15 protein-coding genes and 1 tRNA gene are annotated in these 14,589 nt (G+C 61.9%); 10 read left to right on the top strand and 6 right to left on the bottom strand.

All coding sequences use genetic code 11. From position 1 onward, the window contains the following. The first annotated feature begins 3 nt into the window (after nucleotides 1-3). From AC04SH_RS00650 to AC04SH_RS00620, 7 genes are all read left to right on the top strand, one after another. Nucleotides 4-618, top strand: a complete 615-nt coding sequence (locus AC04SH_RS00650) for a DUF1326 domain-containing protein (RefSeq protein ID WP_477232529.1) — start codon at nucleotides 4-6, stop codon at nucleotides 616-618. After that, nucleotides 615-1,460 (top strand): phosphatidylcholine synthase, encoded by an 846-nt coding sequence (pcsA, locus tag AC04SH_RS00645; RefSeq protein WP_477232528.1) that lies wholly within the window; start codon nucleotides 615-617, stop codon nucleotides 1,458-1,460. Before AC04SH_RS00650 ends, pcsA begins: the two co-directional genes overlap by 4 nt. A 19-nt stretch (nucleotides 1,461-1,479) precedes the next feature. Beyond that, nucleotides 1,480-2,457, top strand: coding sequence for a quinone oxidoreductase family protein (locus AC04SH_RS00640; RefSeq protein WP_488573548.1), 978 nt, complete (start codon nucleotides 1,480-1,482; stop codon nucleotides 2,455-2,457). Between the two features lie 214 nt (nucleotides 2,458-2,671). After that, nucleotides 2,672-4,249: an ABC transporter ATP-binding protein gene (locus AC04SH_RS00635; protein WP_488573547.1), complete on the top strand. Its 1,578-nt coding sequence runs from the start codon at nucleotides 2,672-2,674 to the stop codon at nucleotides 4,247-4,249. Beyond that, on the top strand, nucleotides 4,246-5,370 hold the full coding sequence (locus AC04SH_RS00630) for an ABC transporter permease (RefSeq protein WP_488573546.1): 1,125 nt from the start codon (nucleotides 4,246-4,248) through the stop codon (nucleotides 5,368-5,370). The genes AC04SH_RS00635 and AC04SH_RS00630 overlap by 4 nt, the downstream gene beginning before the upstream one ends. Further along, a complete protein-coding gene (locus AC04SH_RS00625; protein WP_488573545.1) occupies nucleotides 5,370-6,290 on the top strand; it encodes an ABC transporter permease in 921 nt (306 codons plus the stop codon). The genes AC04SH_RS00630 and AC04SH_RS00625 overlap by 1 nt, the downstream gene beginning before the upstream one ends. A 50-nt stretch (nucleotides 6,291-6,340) precedes the next feature. Then, the gene (locus AC04SH_RS00620) at nucleotides 6,341-7,408 is read left to right on the top strand and encodes a BMP family ABC transporter substrate-binding protein (protein ID WP_488573544.1); all 1,068 of its coding nucleotides are present in this window, start codon (nucleotides 6,341-6,343) and stop codon (nucleotides 7,406-7,408) included. Between the two features lie 45 nt (nucleotides 7,409-7,453). Here the strand turns inward: AC04SH_RS00620 and AC04SH_RS00615 are convergent, their stop codons facing one another. After that, nucleotides 7,454-8,554 carry an acyltransferase family protein gene (locus tag AC04SH_RS00615; protein ID WP_488573543.1) on the bottom strand — a complete coding sequence of 367 codons (1,101 nt, stop codon included), beginning with the start codon at nucleotides 8,552-8,554 and terminating at the stop codon, nucleotides 7,454-7,456. A gap of 237 nt (nucleotides 8,555-8,791) precedes the next feature. Between AC04SH_RS00615 and AC04SH_RS00610 the strand changes: the two genes are divergently transcribed. Continuing rightward, the gene (locus AC04SH_RS00610; RefSeq protein ID WP_477232521.1) at nucleotides 8,792-9,235 is read left to right on the top strand and encodes a hypothetical protein; all 444 of its coding nucleotides are present in this window, start codon (nucleotides 8,792-8,794) and stop codon (nucleotides 9,233-9,235) included. 74 nt (nucleotides 9,236-9,309) lie between these two features. Here AC04SH_RS00610 and rimO read toward each other — a convergent pair whose 3' ends face one another. The 5 genes from rimO to AC04SH_RS00585 form a co-directional block, all read right to left on the bottom strand. Next, complete coding sequence (rimO, locus tag AC04SH_RS00605; RefSeq protein ID WP_488573542.1) at nucleotides 9,310-10,623, bottom strand: 30S ribosomal protein S12 methylthiotransferase RimO; 1,314 nt, start codon at nucleotides 10,621-10,623, stop codon at nucleotides 9,310-9,312. 142 nt (nucleotides 10,624-10,765) lie between these two features. After that, nucleotides 10,766-11,425, bottom strand: a complete 660-nt coding sequence (locus AC04SH_RS00600; protein WP_488573541.1) for a TerC family protein — start codon at nucleotides 11,423-11,425, stop codon at nucleotides 10,766-10,768. 163 nt (nucleotides 11,426-11,588) lie between these two features. Then, nucleotides 11,589-11,996 carry a DUF930 domain-containing protein gene (locus AC04SH_RS00595; RefSeq protein WP_488573540.1) on the bottom strand — a complete coding sequence of 136 codons (408 nt, stop codon included), beginning with the start codon at nucleotides 11,994-11,996 and terminating at the stop codon, nucleotides 11,589-11,591. A 147-nt stretch (nucleotides 11,997-12,143) separates the two neighbouring features. Next, nucleotides 12,144-12,590, bottom strand: a complete 447-nt coding sequence (locus AC04SH_RS00590; RefSeq protein ID WP_488573539.1) for a hypothetical protein — start codon at nucleotides 12,588-12,590, stop codon at nucleotides 12,144-12,146. 75 nt (nucleotides 12,591-12,665) lie between these two features. After that, nucleotides 12,666-12,755: transfer RNA gene (locus AC04SH_RS00585), tRNA-Ser, on the bottom strand. 253 nt (nucleotides 12,756-13,008) lie between these two features. Here AC04SH_RS00585 and AC04SH_RS00580 point away from each other — a divergent pair. Beyond that, complete coding sequence (locus AC04SH_RS00580) at nucleotides 13,009-13,101, top strand: putative RiPP precursor (RefSeq protein WP_477238047.1); 93 nt, start codon at nucleotides 13,009-13,011, stop codon at nucleotides 13,099-13,101. 198 nt (nucleotides 13,102-13,299) lie between these two features. Further along, nucleotides 13,300-14,508: a septal ring lytic transglycosylase RlpA family protein gene (locus AC04SH_RS00575; RefSeq protein ID WP_488573538.1), complete on the top strand. Its 1,209-nt coding sequence runs from the start codon at nucleotides 13,300-13,302 to the stop codon at nucleotides 14,506-14,508. The last annotated feature ends 81 nt before the right edge of the window (nucleotides 14,509-14,589 follow it).

Here is a 14,589-nt window from a genome sequence, read left to right as displayed (position 1 = left end):
TCAATGGCAGAGCAAGGCTGGGCAATGAAAGGAGAGCTCGTACTCTCCTGCAATTGCACGGTTTTTTGCCCTTGCGTGCTGTCGCTTGGCAGCCATCCGCCGACCGAGGGCTATTGCCAGACATGGGCAGGGTTCCGCATCGATGCCGGTCATTTCGGCGAAGTCGACCTGTCCGGCCTCAATCTCGGACTGGTCATGGAAATCCCGGGCTATATGAGCCGCGGCAACTGGACCGCGGGCCTGTTCATCGACAAGCGCGCCTCGGTCTACGCGGTGAAGGCTTTGACCAAGATCTTCACCGGCAAGGCGGGTGGAACCACGTCGTTGCTGTCCATCCTCGTCGGCAAGTTCCTCGGCGTCGAGCAGGTGCCGATCACCTACGAGACGCGTGACAAGACGCGTATTTTCCAGATACCGAAGATCATCGACGGGGCGGTGACACCGATTCCCGGCAAGGATCGCGAGAAGGATACCGTGATCAGCAACTCGGAATACTGGATCGCGCCGGAGATCATCGTGGCCAGGTCCGACAAGAGCAAGATGCGGGCCTTCGGCCGCAACTGGAACTTTGCCGGCCGTTCGGCCGAAATCTGCAGACTGGATTGGCGGGGCCCGTGAGCAAGAACACAACCGCCAGGAACGCCGCCAAAAAGATCGCCGATCGGATTCCGAGGCCGAAGAAGAAGGTAACCTGGCCGCAGGCGCGGGCATTCTCGGTGCATCTGTTGACCGCATCGGGCTCGTTCCTGGCCTTCCTGTCGCTGGTGGCGGCGAGCGAGGAACGCTGGACGGCAATGTTCTGGTGGCTGGGCCTGGCGCTGTTCGTCGACGGCATTGACGGGCCGATCGCGCGAAAGCTCGAGGTCAAGGAGATCCTGCCGACCTGGTCGGGCGAACTCCTCGACAACATCATCGACTATGTCACCTACGTGCTGATCCCCGCCTTCGCGCTCTACCAACGCGGCTTCATGGGTGAAAAACTGTCGTTCCTGTCGGCGGCCATCATCGTCGTGTCCAGCGCCATCTATTATGCCGACACCGGCATGAAGACGAAGGAGAACTTCTTCAAAGGGTTTCCGGTAGTCTGGAACATGGTGGTGTTCACGCTGTTCGTCATCGAGCCAGGGCAATGGGTGTCCTTTGGCGTCGTCGTGGCGGCCGGCATCCTGACCTTCGTGCCGATCAATTTCATCCATCCGGTGCGGGTGGTGCGGCTGCGGCCCATCAATCTCGGCATGACGCTACTGTGGTGCGCTTTCGGCGCGCTGGCGCTGGCGCAGGCAGCCCTTGCCGCCTTCTACGACCAGATCGGTGTTCTGGGCGAACAGGTCAGTATCTTCACCAAGGTCGGCATTACCGTCACCGGACTTTACCTCGCCTGCATCGGCGGTATCATGCAGTTCTTCCCAAAGCTCGGCGCCAAGCCGCCAACAAAAGCGACTGACAGCAAGAAAACCTGACCCGCAGGAAAGCCCGAAAATGTCCAAAGCGATCCGTATCCACGCCCATGGCGGTCCGGAAGTCCTGACCTATGAGGATGCCGATCCGGGGCAGCCCGGCGCAGGGCAGATCCTGGTCAGGCACACGGCGATTGGCCTCAATTTCATCGATGTCTATCATCGCACCGGCCTTTATCCGCCGCCAGGCGGCTTCCCCCTGATCCCGGGCGGCGAAGCGGCCGGCGTCGTGCTGGCGGTTGGCACTGGCGTCGACTGGCTGAAGCCGGGCGATCGCATCGCCTATGCCGTCAATGTCGGCGCCTATGCCGAGCAGCGCGTTGTCGCTGCCGACCGCGTGGTCAAGGTGCCGGACGGCATCAGCGACGAGCAGGCCGCCGGCATGATGCTGAAAGGTATGACGGCGGAGTATCTCCTGCGTCGCACCTTCAAGGTGAAAGCGGGAGACACCATCCTGTTCCACGCCGCCGCCGGCGGCGTCGGCCTGATCCTGGGACAATGGGCGAAACATCTCGGCGCGACCGTCATCGGCACGGCAAGCTCGACTGACAAGATCGAGATCGCCAAGGCGCATGGCTTCGACCACGTCATCAACTACAAGGAGCAGGATTTCGTCGCCGGCGTCGCCGCCATCACCGGCGGGAAAAAATGCGACGTCGTCTACGATTCGGTCGGCAACGACACATTCCCCGCTTCGCTCGATTGTTTGCGGCCGCTCGGCATGTTCGTCGCGTTCGGCCAGTCCTCGGGGCCGATCCCGCCATTTTCAATGTCGCTCCTGGCGCAGAAGGGATCGCTGTTCGTCACCAGGCCGACGCTGTTCGTCTACAATGCAAAGCGCGAGGACCTCGAAGTTTCGGCTGCAGCACTCTTCGACGTGGTGCTGAGCGGCGCGGTCAAGATCCAGATCAACCAGCGCTATGCCCTGAAGGATGCCGGCAGGGCGCAGGCCGATCTCGAGGCTCGCAAGACGACGGGAACCACCATTCTGGTTCCCTAACGGGAATTTGCCCAGCTTTTCAGCGCTTTGCCGAGGTGCGGGGCGCTGTTTGCACGAAAACCGGTCGGTCAGTTGTTGTGCGAAGCAGGCTTATTTTTACCCCTTGAGTTTCCGCTGAAATTCTTGAAGCTCTTTCAAGGTGGGTGCTGCTTTCGCACGAGAGCAGCCAGCGCATACCATGCTTTCGGGAACACAGAACATATCCGGAAACCGGATGGGAGGCACTGTGAGTGCAGATCATGATGGAGCGAACCTGCTTGAGGTTCGTGGCCTGACCAAGATATTCGGCACGTTGACTGCGTGCGATCATATCGACCTCAACATCGCCAAAGGCGAGATCCACGCGCTGCTCGGCGAAAACGGCGCCGGCAAGTCGACGCTGGTCAAGATGCTGTTCGGTTCGCTGGAGCCCAATTCCGGCGAGATCTTCTGGAACGGCGAGGCGGTTCGCATCACCAGCCCGGGCATGGCGAAGAAACTCGGCATCGGCATGGTGTTCCAGCATTTCTCGCTGTTCGAGGCGCTGACCGCGGCCGAGAACATCGCGCTGTCGCTGGATGACGGCTCGCCGATCAGCTCGATCGCCGCCAAGGCGAGGGCGCTTTCCTTCAGCTACGGCCTGCCGCTCGATCCGGACTCGCTGGTCGGCGATCTCTCGGTCGGCGAACGCCAGCGCATCGAGATCATCCGCTGCCTCTTGCAGACGCCGCAGCTCATCATTCTCGACGAACCGACCTCGGTGCTGACGCCGCAGGAAGCCGACAAATTGTTCGAGACGCTGGAGCGCCTGCGCTCGGAGGGCAAATCCATTCTCTACATTTCGCACCGGCTGGAAGAGGTCAAACGCATCTGCGACCGCGCGACCGTACTGCGTCACGGCAAGGTCGTCGGCCACTGCAACCCGCGCGAGGAAACCGCGTCGTCGCTGGCCCGCATGATGGTCGGCAACGAGGTGAAAGCCGTGGTGCGCGCGCCGGCCGAAGGCATCGAGACCGCCGCGCCACTACTCGAGATCCGCGCGCTCAGCCGCAAGCCGGCGACGCCGTTCTCGATCCCGCTGAAGAACATCAACCTCAACGTGCGTGCCGGCGAGGTCATCGGCATTGCCGGCGTCGCCGGCAACGGCCAGGGCGAGTTCTTCGAATCCGTCTCCGGCGAGGTGCTGCAGCAGGATGCCGCGTCCGTGCGCATTCGCGGCAAGGACGCCGGCGCGCTCTCGATCACCGGCCGGCGCCTGATGGGTGCCGCCTTCGTGCCGGAAGAACGGCTCGGCCATGGAGCGGCGCCGCGCATGAAGCTTTCGGAAAACCTGCTTTTGTCGCGCCATGCCACCGACGGCAAGGTTTTTGTCGGCACCGGCGGCGCAGTCAAAAGTGGTGCGGTCTACGCTGCCGCCCAGCGCATCATCGTGGCGATGGATGTGCGCAAGAGCGCGCCCGATCCGGAAGCCGCGGCCCTTTCCGGCGGCAATCTGCAGAAATTCATCGTCGGCCGCGAGCTCGACCGCAGCCCGGCTGTCATGGTGGTCAACCAGCCGACATGGGGCGTCGACGCCGGTGCTGCCGCCCATATCCGCCAGGCGCTGATCGAACTGGCGCGCAGCGGCTCGGCGGTGCTGGTCATCAGCCAGGACCTCGACGAGCTGTTCGAGATTTCGGATGCGATCGCCGTCATGCACAATGGCGAGCTGTCGAAACCGCTGCCGATTGCCGAGGCCACGTTCGAAAAGATCGGTCTTTTGATGGGCGGCGCCGAGCCCGGCCACGCCGAACACACGCTGGAGACGGCATGATGCGCCTCGAACTCGTCAAACGCCCGCAGCGCTCGATGCTGTTTTCGGCGCTGTCGCCCTTCATCGCCTTCGGCCTGACGATGATTGCCGGCGCGATTCTGTTCGCGTTGCTCGGCGTCAACCCGTTGAATGCATTCGAAATCTACTTCATCGAGCCGATCAGCCAGGTCTGGCAGCTGCATGAGCTGGCGATCAAGGCCGCCCCTTTGATCCTGATCGCGGTCGGCCTGTCGGTCTGCTACAAGGCCAACATCTGGAACATCGGCGCCGAAGGCCAGTTCATCCTCGGCGGCATTTTGGGCTCGGCCATCCCGGTGTTGTTTCCTGGTTTCGAAGGCCCGCTCGTGCTGCCGCTGATGCTGTTGTTCGGCATGGTCGGTGGCGCCGCCTATGCAGCTATCCCGGCTCTGCTGAAGACGCGCTTCGGCACCAACGAGATCCTGACCAGCCTGATGCTGGTCTATGTCGCCCAGCTGTTCCTCGACTGGTTGGTGCGCGGTCCCTGGCGCGATCCGCAGGGCCACGGTTTCCCGCAGACGATCCAGTTCAACGACTCGGCCGTTTTGCCGGAGCTGATGCCGGATGCCGGCCGCGCAAATTGGGGTTTTGTCTTCGCGCTTGTCGCCGCCGTGCTGATCTGGGTGCTGATGAGCCGCCTGCTCAAGGGTTTTGAGGTCCGCGTGCTCGGCTCCAGCCCGCGGGCAGGGCGCTTCGCCGGCTTCGGGCTCAACCGCATGGTCTTCTTCGCCTTCCTGCTGTCGGGGGCGCTGGCCGGGCTTGCCGGCATCTCGGAAGTCTCCGGCGCCATCGGCCAGCTGCAACCGGTGATTTCGCCCGGCTACGGCTTCACCGCCATCATCGTCGCCTTCCTTGGCCGGCTCAACCCGCTCGGCATCGTTGCCGCCGGCCTGGTGCTGGCGCTGACCTATCTCGGCGGCGAGGCGGTGCAAAGTGCGCTCGGCATCTCCGACAAGGTGGCTCGGGTGTTCCAGGGCATGCTTTTGTTCTTCGTGCTCGGTTGCGACACCCTCATCCACTACCGCATTCGCCTCGTCGGCATGGCGCTGGCGAAGGGCGCTGCAAAACTCGATGCTGCGCCGAAGTTGAAGGAAGCCCGCTGATGGACATCACCGTCAACATCCTTTTGACCATCGCCACGGCGGCGACGCCGTTGTTGATCGCGGCCATCGGCGAGCTGGTGGTCGAGCGCTCCGGCGTGCTCAACCTCGGCGTCGAAGGCATGATGATCATGGGCGCCGTCGGCGGCTTCGGCGCCGGCTATGTCACGGGATCGCCCTGGCTCGGCCTGTTGGCGGCAATCGCCATGGGTGCGGTGTTCTCGCTGCTGTTTGCGGTCATGACGCTGTCGCTCGCCACCAACCAGGTGGCGACCGGCCTGTCGCTGACGCTGCTTGGCCTCGGCCTGTCCGGCATGATGGGCACCAGTTTTGTCGGCCAGCCCGGCGAAAGACTGCCCAATCTGTATATTCCCGTCCTGACCGACATTCCTGTGGTAGGCAGGTTGCTGTTCGGCCAAGACCCTGTCTTCTACATTTCGATCGCGCTGACGGCAGCGGTCATGTGGTTCCTGTTCAAGACCCGCACCGGGCTGACGCTGCGCTCGATCGGCGACAGCCACACATCGGCGCACGCGCTTGGCATCAAGGTTATCCGCTACCGTTATCTCGCCGTCATCTTCGGCGGCGCCTGCGCCGGCCTTGCCGGCGGACATCTGTCGCTGGTCTATACCCCGCAATGGGTGGAAAACATGACCGCCGGCCGCGGCTGGATCGCGCTGGCGCTGGTCGTCTTCGCCTCCTGGCGGCCGTGGCGGGTGCTGGCCGGCGCCTACATTTTCGGCGCGGTCTGGATCGGTCAGCTTCATGCACAGGCTTTTGGCATTCCGGTGCCTTCGCAGCTGCTTTCTTCTCTGCCCTATCTGGCAACCGTCGTGGTTCTCGTTCTAATCTCGCGCAACAAGCGTCTGACGATGATGAACACGCCGGCTTCCTTGGGGCAGCCATTCGTTCCGGATCGTTGACAACAAAAACAAACGGGAAGCTCCAAGGCTAAACTCAGAGAGGTAACACAATGAAAAAACTGCTTATTGCTCTTATGACCACGACCGCCGCCATGTCGCTGGCAGTATCGGCGCAGGCCGCCGACAAGCTCAAGGCGTGCTGGGTCTACACCGGCCCGATCGGCGATTTCGGCTATTCCTACCAGCACGACCAGGGCCGCCTCGAGGTGGAGAAGGCTCTCGGCGACAAGGTCGAAACCGCTTACCTCGAAAATGTCTCGGAAGGCCCCGACGCCGACCGCGCTTTCGAGCGTCTGGCGCGCGAGGGCTGCAAGATCATCTTCGGCACCTCCTTCGGCTTCATGGACCCGGAAGTGAAGGTCGCCAAGAAATTCCCGAAGGTGATGTTCGAGCACGCCACCGGCTACAAGACCGGTGACAATCTCGGCATCTACAATGCCCGCTTCTACGAAGGCCGCTATGTGCTCGGCCAGATCGCTGCCAAGGAATCGAAGGCTGGTGTCGCCGGCTACATTGTTTCCTTTCCGATCCCCGAAGTGGTGATGGGCATCAACTCCTTCATGCTCGGCGCTCAGTCGATCAACCCGAACTTCAAGGCCAAGATCGTCTGGGTGAACTCCTGGTTCGATCCGGGCAAGGAAGCTGACGCCGCCAAGGCGCTGTTTGACCAGGGCGCCGACATCATCGTCCAGCACACCGATTCCACCGCTGCCTTGCAGGTGGCCGAGGAGCGTAAACTGCACGGCTTCGGCCAGTCCTCCGACATGATCAAGTTCGCGCCGAACGCGCAGCTGACCTCACTCACGGACGAATGGGGCCCGTACTACATCAGCCGGGTGCAGGCAGCACTCGACGGCACCTGGAAGCCGGACAATGTCTGGCTGGGCATCAAGGACGGCGCCGTCAAGCTGGCACCCTTCACCAACATGCCGGATGATGTGAAGGCGATGGCCGAGGCAACCACCAAGAAGATCGCCGAGGGATGGAACCCCTTCACCGGACCGGTCGCCAAGCAGGATGGCACGCCGTGGCTGAAGGACGGCGAAGTCGCCGATGACGGCACGCTGCTCGGCATGAATTTCTATGTGAAGGGCGTCGACGACAAACTGCCGCAGTAAGCCCAGGAAACGCAAAGCAAAAAGGGCGCCCTCTGGCGCCCTTTTTCATTTCGCGGGCTGTGCGCTCCTGCCGCGAAACCGAGCCAGCACGGTATCGAGCGCGCCGCCGATCCAGGCCTTCACCCTGCGCTGGGCCGGCCTTTCGAAATACTGCCAGATCGCCCAGGACATCAGAACCATGAGCGCGACGCAGCCCAGGGCCGCCCCCCATTTGCCGGCAAAAGGTGTGACGGCGTTGATGGCGATATAGCCGATTTTCTGGTGCAGGAGATAAAGCGGGTAGGTCAGCCCGCCCAGCGCCAGCGTCAGTGCGGACGGCACGACATGGCTGCGCAGCAGGATCGCGCCGATCAGCAGGGAATGCAAGACGATGTTGGCAACCACCAGATGCGGCTGCGAAACGGCAATGCCGTATTCGTTCAGCATCCACTGCTGCGTCACGGACAACGTGCTGCAGGACAGAAGGAAGGCCGCACCAAGCAGCAGCAAGGCTGCCAGGGAGCGGCCATGCGCATGGATGTGGTGGAGGAGTACGCCGGCGGCGAAGAACGGACCGAATTCGGTGATGAACAGCAGCCTTGCCGCACGGCTTTCGATGAAGAACTCGTTCGACGCCGAGATCGCCAACCAGACGAAGATCAGCCCAAGCTTCCATTTCTGGAAGACGCCGCCGAGGAGCGCCAGCGTCACCCATCCGTAGAAGACCAGCTCAAGCAGGATCGACCAGTAGACGCCGTCCATGAATGGCTGGCCGAGCGCCGGCGCAAACATCGACAGATTGGCTGCATATTGACCGAGCGAGGTTGAAAACAGCGGTGCACCAAAAGCCATGACGATGACGAAGGTGATGGTCATGCACAGGAGGTACCCGGGGTAGAGGCGCACGAAACGCGCGATCGCAAACTCTTGCCAGAAGCGGCCTTCCGCCGACCAGGCAATGACGAAACCGCTGATCAGGAAGAACAGGTTGACGCCGAGATAGCCGTAGAGCGCGAACGGCGCCACGCTCGGATAGCCCTCGGCCAGCGCGCCCTCGGCAGCCGCGCCGCGAAAGAAGTAATGGAAGAACACCACAGCCAACGCCGCCGCCAGCCTCAACAGGTCTAGCGTCGCGATATGATCCTGTCGGGCAGGTCTGGCATCCATGCGAAGTCTCGGCGTTTACGGCCCGGAAACCATAACGCAGATCTCGACGAAACAGGGTAAACAGCGGCAAATATCGCGAAATTTGGTAAATGGCGGCGGAAGCATCCGACCGGACACAATTGTCTGTGACACGGTTCCGTGACCCCCTTCACAGACGAAGCTGCTTTTTACTTGCATGCTCATCTTGCGGCCTGACGAAATCGGCCGACGTTACTAATTTGAGCAGGAGAATGTCTTATGCAATTGAGCAAAAAACTCTTAGCCATTATCGGTAAACGCATTCCAGCCATTTACGACGTCATCCCGCACGGACCACAGTGGCGACTTGCGCAAATCGCACTCAATCCTCAGCCGCTCCCGCCTCACGAACTGGGCGCCGCGATCGCGGACGAATTCGTCCGCTCCGCCTGGTCCGCCGAGCGAGGCGGGCTAGATAGCAAGGCGTTGATGAGCGACCTCGACGATTGGTGCCCCACGCGACCGAAGATTCCGAAGCTTCCTCCGTGGTGGCCGCCGATTCCGGAACCCGAGCCGCATCCCGAATGGTTCGTAGACTATCATCTGGGATTTGCTGCACGGCTGTCCGTGGTCGCGGCTGGCTCGGCGGGCACGCGGCTGGACAAAACCCTCAATCAGGCGATCGATCGGTCCTTGGCTGCAATGGAATCGGTCAAGCTCTGAAGAAAACGCAACACCGCCTTACCAGGGGTGTGCCAAAAGCCGAGGGCGCCGAGAGGCGCCCTTTTGGCGGTTTTCTAAACCGCTGAACCGTAAAGATCGTAGGCATCGGCGCGGTCGATCTTGACGGTGACGATGTCGCCTTGGCGCAGCGGACGGCGCGACTGGATGTGCACCGAACCGTCGATCTCGGGCGCGTCGTATTTTGTGCGGCCCTTGGCCGAGGTGCCATGCGCCTCGTCGATCAACACCGGCAAGCGCTTGCCGACCTTCTTGGCCAGCTGCGTTGCCGAGATTTTCTGCTGGCGCTGCATGAAGCGATGCCAGCGCGCTTCCTTGGTCTCCTGCGGCACCTGTTCGAGGCCGAGATCGTTGGAGCGGGCGCCCCGGACCGGCTCGTATTTGAAACAGCCGGCGCGGTCGATCTTGGCCTCATCCAGCCAGTCGAGCAGCATCTCGAAATCCTCGTCGGTCTCGCCGGGAAAACCGACGATGAAGGTAGAGCGTATCGCGAGGTCCGGGCACACTTCCCGCCAGCCGCGAATGCGCTCCAGCGTCTTTTCGCCATGCGCGGGCCGGCGCATGTTCTTCAAGACCTGCGGCGAGGCGTGCTGGAACGGGATGTCGAGATAGGGAAGGATCTTTCCATCCGCCATCAGCGGGATGACGTCGGCGACATGCGGGTAGGGGTAGACATAGTGCATGCGCACCCAGATGCCGAGCTTGCCCAGTTCCTCCGACAGGTCGAGGAATTTCGCCCGCACTTCGCGGTCGCCGAACATCGAGGTCTGGTACTTGATGTCGATGCCGTAGGCGCTTGTATCCTGCGAGATGACCAGCAACTCCTTGACGCCGGCCTTCGCCAGTTTCTCGGCCTCGCGCAGCACATCGGCCGCCGGCCGTGAGACGAGGTCGCCGCGCAGTGCGGGAATGATGCAGAAGGTGCAGCGGTTGTTGCAGCCTTCCGAAATCTTGAGATAGGCGTAGTGGCGCGGCGTCAGCTTCACGCCCTGCGGCGGCAGCAAGTCGATATAGGGGTCATGGCTCGGCGGTGCCGCTTCATGCACGGCCGCCATCACGCTCTCATAGGCCTGCGGGCCGGTGATGGCGAGCACGTTGGGGTGCTTTTCGCGGATCACGTCGGGCTCGGCGCCAAGGCAGCCGGTGACGATGACCCTGCCATTCTCTGAAAGCGCCGAACCGATGGCATTGAGCGACTCGTCGCGCGCCGAATCGAGGAAACCGCAGGTGTTGACGACGACGAGGTCGGCGCCGTCATGCTTGCGCGCGATCTCATAGCCCTCGGCGCGCAGGCGCGTGATGATGCGCTCGGAATCCACAAGGGCCTTCGGGCATCCAAGGCTGACGAAACTGACGCGAGGGGCAGACATAAAGCAACTTCCGGGTTTTTCGGGATAGGCGGCCCAGTACCACACTTATTGCGGCATTGGTATGGGCAGCGGCTGCGGCGAACGCGACCGCAGCTTCAAGCAGGCGCCGTACTGTTACAAAAGCGCTATGGGACCGGCAGCGTCAGCTCACCACGGGACTTACATGCGGCCAGACCTCGACCACGCCGCGATAGACCATGTCGAGCGCGACATAGAGGATGATCAAGAGGCCGATATAGGCGATCCAGCGGTAGCGGTGCAGCAGCCTGGCAATGAAGCTCGCGGCGAGGCCCATCAGGGCGATCGACAGCACGAGGCCGATGACCAGCACCGGGAAATGATCGCGCGCCGCACCGGCGACCGCCAGCACATTGTCGAGCGACATCGAGACATCGGCGACGACGATTTGGAGCGCTGCCTGGCCGAGCGTCTTGCGCGCCTTGCCGGTCGCAATCGTCTTGTCGCCGTCGAGATCGGCATCGGCCAGCGCCTCGGTCGCCTCCTGCTCGTCGGCATAGGACGTCCGCAGCTCGCGCCACATCTTCCAGCACACCCACAACAAAAGGATGCCGCCGGCCAGCAGCAGGCCGACGATTGCCAACAGCTTGACGGTGACGGCGGCAAACAGGATGCGTAGCACTGTTGCAGCCAAGACGCCGATGAGGATGGCCTTCTTGCGCTGCTCGACCGGCAGGCCGGCTGCGGCAAGGCCAATGACGATGGCGTTGTCGCCGGCAAGCACCAGATCGATGGCGATGACCTGGAGGAGGGCTGTCATGCTTGCGGCGCTAAAAATGTCCATCGACCGGAGGCCCCTTTTTGTTCGCCGCGTGTTCGTCGTCGGATATGCCGACGCCCTAACGTGTATGCTTCCCGCGCGTCAAGAGAACGCTACGGGCAAGGCCAAAAAACCACAGGGATAGCGAAAGCTCGTTCTGCCAGAGAGAATTCTGGTTTTGGAAAATTCAGTCGTAGAGATTGTACTTCGCCCAGTCGGCTTCCGGGATCTCGTCACCGATGCGGTAACGGAATTGCAGGACCTCCATATGGTCCGGCGCCGTCTCGCATTTGAACTTCAACCGGTACCATTGCCCCTTGCTGCGGAAGGCAGCGCCCGGGCTGCGGATGGCATCGGCTTTCATTTCCGGCGTCGCGAAGGCGTAGGCGACGACGCGGTCGGCCTTGTACTTGTGATCGTCATGGCTGATGCGGTCGAGAACCTCTGCGTCGCATCGCTGTTCCAGCCGGGTCTGCGGATCGAGTTTCAGCAGGCCGGCGCGCAAGGCGGCGTCCATCGCGTAGGCGGGCCAGGCCAGCGTCAGGGACGCCAGGGCCGCAAGGAATAGTTTTTTCATGGGCGGGAGAACCAGCATATTTCGGTTCAAAAATCAACCGGAGTGCCGACCCGGCTGCGTCCACCCGGACTGGCAATTGAAACCAGAAACGGCGCGCAACAGTGCGACGTTGAAGGCGTAATCTTCCGGCTGGAGTTGCGAGAACCAAGACAAAACGGCATCGCGTTACGGCCCTCGCGCAGACAGCCAGACAGACAGCAGTCCGGTGAGCGAGCCGATGATCCCGATGATCACGCCAGCCCACGTAATGGCGGATTCACGCCGGTCTCTGCGCTCCAGCCGGATCGCTTTTCGAACTTCGGAATAACCGATCGTCGTCAGGTGCCAGGTATGCAGCTGGTGCGACCGTTCCCAAATGGAGCTGGCCTCGCTCGGGTATTCATAAGGAACGTCAAGGCTATTCGCTTTGCGCAGGAGCCTCCGCGTTTTGATCGCCTCGATCGCGTCAACGTGTAGCGAAGTTTCCCAGTGACGACCGTTTTCAGCATTCTCGCGGTCGTTTGCAGTTTTGGCCTTTGCCAATTCGACATCGTAAGCGCGATCGATGCGCCTGATAGCTCGCCGGTTTCTGGCAATTTCGACAGCCTCTTTAATCCGGAGTGGCATCCACATGGTTTGCCTCCTTGGAAGTTGCCAGCGGGAACTTTCTCGGCAAGCGCGGCTCGAAGCTCTCGCCGGCAAGGTGGTTGGCGGAGGGAGTGGGATTCGAACCCACGGTGGGCTTGCACCCACGCCGGTTTTCAAGACCGGTGCCTTAAACCGCTCGGCCATCCCTCCGTCGTGATTTTTCAATCACTTGCGCGCTCGTCCTGATCGCCGTTCTAGCTGCCAGAAGCAGCAGTGAAAGAAGATCATGCGCGTTTCATTGCTCTAGTGCGCGCTGCAAAGGCCTGTCAACAGAGCAAGATCGTCGGCATCAAATATCTGCCGAAACATGACAGTGAGCCGCTTGTTCTGTCCCGAACATTGACAATGCGCCGAAACACCGGCCAATCTGTGCTTGCTAAATGCAGGAGCAAGTGGGGAAATCATGAAAAAGACCTACGAGAAGCCGATCCTGGTAAAGCGCCAGAGGCTGTCGCATGTGACAGCGCAGGAAATCCCCTCCGTCGAGCCGCAATGACGGATACGGCTGACGTCGGCAGCGGTGCAGCCGCCGCCACAATCTCGCCCGGTTCCGGACACAATCGGTTAATACGCTGATAAACAATTCCTGCGCACAAGGGGATGGGGATTGGCGCGTCGCAGGCATTGCTGCTCTGGCTCCGCCGAGATTCTAAAAACGGTGCCTGTGTCGATACGGTAGGGGACATCTGAAAACATGCAGACCACGACGCATCGGCGTCTTCGTCGCGCTCCTGCTTTGGTCTTGTGCGCTCTTTCGGCTGCGTTGCTGGCCGCCTGCGCGTCGCCGCAGTCCGAGTCGAAAGCGATGGTCTACAAGAAGCCTCGCTCGAAGGAATATTTTGCCGAGACCGAGTATGGCGTGAAGGCCAGCCCGCGCGTCCAATATATGCGGCGCGGCGGCGGTCGCGACCAGCTGGGCAAGCCCTATCAGGTGCGCGGCAAGTGGTATTACCCCAAGGAAGACAAGCGCTACGCCAAGGTCGGGCTGGCCTCCTGGTACGGCGACGCCTTCCACGGTCGTCTCACCGCCAATGGCGAAGTCTATGACATGACGCATCTGACGGCGGCGCATCCGACCATGCCGCTGCCGAGCTATGCCCGCGTCACCAACCTCGAAACCGGCAGCTCGGTTATCGTGCGCGTGAACGACCGCGGCCCGTACCATGAGGGCCGCATCATCGACGTCTCGGAGCGTGCCGCGCAGATGCTCGACTACGCCAAGGTCGGCACCGCCAAGGTCAAGGTCGAATATGTCGGCCGCGCGCCGCTCGACGGCGACGATGACCAGTATCTGATGGCTTCCTACCATCCTGGCAACCGCATACCGGACCCGTCGGATGGTTTGCCGACCGGCGTCATGGTTGCCATGAACGGACCTTCGCCAAGCCTGCCGGTCGGCGCCGCCGCCGTGCCGTTCCCCGGCCAGCTGACCAATTCCGGCACCGAGGCGCAGCCCGTAATGTCGGTGCAGGCGCCGGCTTTTGGCGACATCACGCTGCCCGAATTCGGGCCGATCGTGCCTCAGCGGCCCGAGTCACCGTTTGCCGTGGCCTCGCTGTCCTACGCGGATGAACGGGTGCAGCGCGCCGACATCTTTGCAGCGCTGGACTATCAGGGCATGTCGCCGGCCGACATCCTGCAATCGTGGAAAAAATCCAATCCACAGGCCGCCCCGGCAACGTCCGATTATGTCGCTGCCGGCTCCTTCGACGATGCCGCCGAGGCCAAGCGGGTGGCTGAAGCTCTCAAACCCTTCGGCAGGACCGAAATCCAGAGCACCGAACTCGACGGCAATGACTGGTACGCGGTCAATGTCTATCCGGATGGCCACGGCAATGTCGACGACCTCCTGCGCGCGGCATGGTCGCATGGCGCGCCGGATGCGCTGGCTGTGCGCGACTGATCAACAAGCTTTGCCATTGCGCGGTTGATCCGCCGGGAAGAAGCCTGATAGCTTTGCGGCACGTTTCCTGCAGGCCAATGG

Source organism: Mesorhizobium sp. CNPSo 4688 (assembly GCF_057784295.1).
Note: the sequence above shows the minus strand (reverse complement) of the source record. Positions and strands in the feature narration are given on the sequence as shown.

Excerpts from the sequence above, each read along its gene's own strand:
- AC04SH_RS00620 (WP_488573544.1), top strand. The coding sequence starts at position 6,341 with ATGAAAAAACTGCTTATTGCTCTTATGACCACGACCGCCGCCATGTCG.
- AC04SH_RS00615 (WP_488573543.1), bottom strand. The coding sequence starts at position 8,554 with ATGGATGCCAGACCTGCCCGACAGGATCATATCGCGACGCTAGACCTG.
- AC04SH_RS00575 (WP_488573538.1), top strand. The coding sequence starts at position 13,300 with ATGCAGACCACGACGCATCGGCGTCTTCGTCGCGCTCCTGCTTTGGTC.
- AC04SH_RS00590 (WP_488573539.1), bottom strand. The coding sequence starts at position 12,590 with ATGTGGATGCCACTCCGGATTAAAGAGGCTGTCGAAATTGCCAGAAAC.
- AC04SH_RS00580 (WP_477238047.1), top strand. The coding sequence starts at position 13,009 with ATGAAAAAGACCTACGAGAAGCCGATCCTGGTAAAGCGCCAGAGGCTG.
- AC04SH_RS00650 (WP_477232529.1), top strand. The coding sequence starts at position 4 with ATGGCAGAGCAAGGCTGGGCAATGAAAGGAGAGCTCGTACTCTCCTGC.
- AC04SH_RS00630 (WP_488573546.1), top strand. The coding sequence starts at position 4,246 with ATGATGCGCCTCGAACTCGTCAAACGCCCGCAGCGCTCGATGCTGTTT.
- AC04SH_RS00600 (WP_488573541.1), bottom strand. The coding sequence starts at position 11,425 with ATGGACATTTTTAGCGCCGCAAGCATGACAGCCCTCCTCCAGGTCATC.
- AC04SH_RS00595 (WP_488573540.1), bottom strand. The coding sequence starts at position 11,996 with ATGCTGGTTCTCCCGCCCATGAAAAAACTATTCCTTGCGGCCCTGGCG.
- AC04SH_RS00625 (WP_488573545.1), top strand. The coding sequence starts at position 5,370 with ATGGACATCACCGTCAACATCCTTTTGACCATCGCCACGGCGGCGACG.
- rimO (WP_488573542.1), bottom strand. The coding sequence starts at position 10,623 with ATGTCTGCCCCTCGCGTCAGTTTCGTCAGCCTTGGATGCCCGAAGGCC.
- AC04SH_RS00610 (WP_477232521.1), top strand. The coding sequence starts at position 8,792 with ATGCAATTGAGCAAAAAACTCTTAGCCATTATCGGTAAACGCATTCCA.
- AC04SH_RS00635 (WP_488573547.1), top strand. The coding sequence starts at position 2,672 with ATGGGAGGCACTGTGAGTGCAGATCATGATGGAGCGAACCTGCTTGAG.
- AC04SH_RS00640 (WP_488573548.1), top strand. The coding sequence starts at position 1,480 with ATGTCCAAAGCGATCCGTATCCACGCCCATGGCGGTCCGGAAGTCCTG.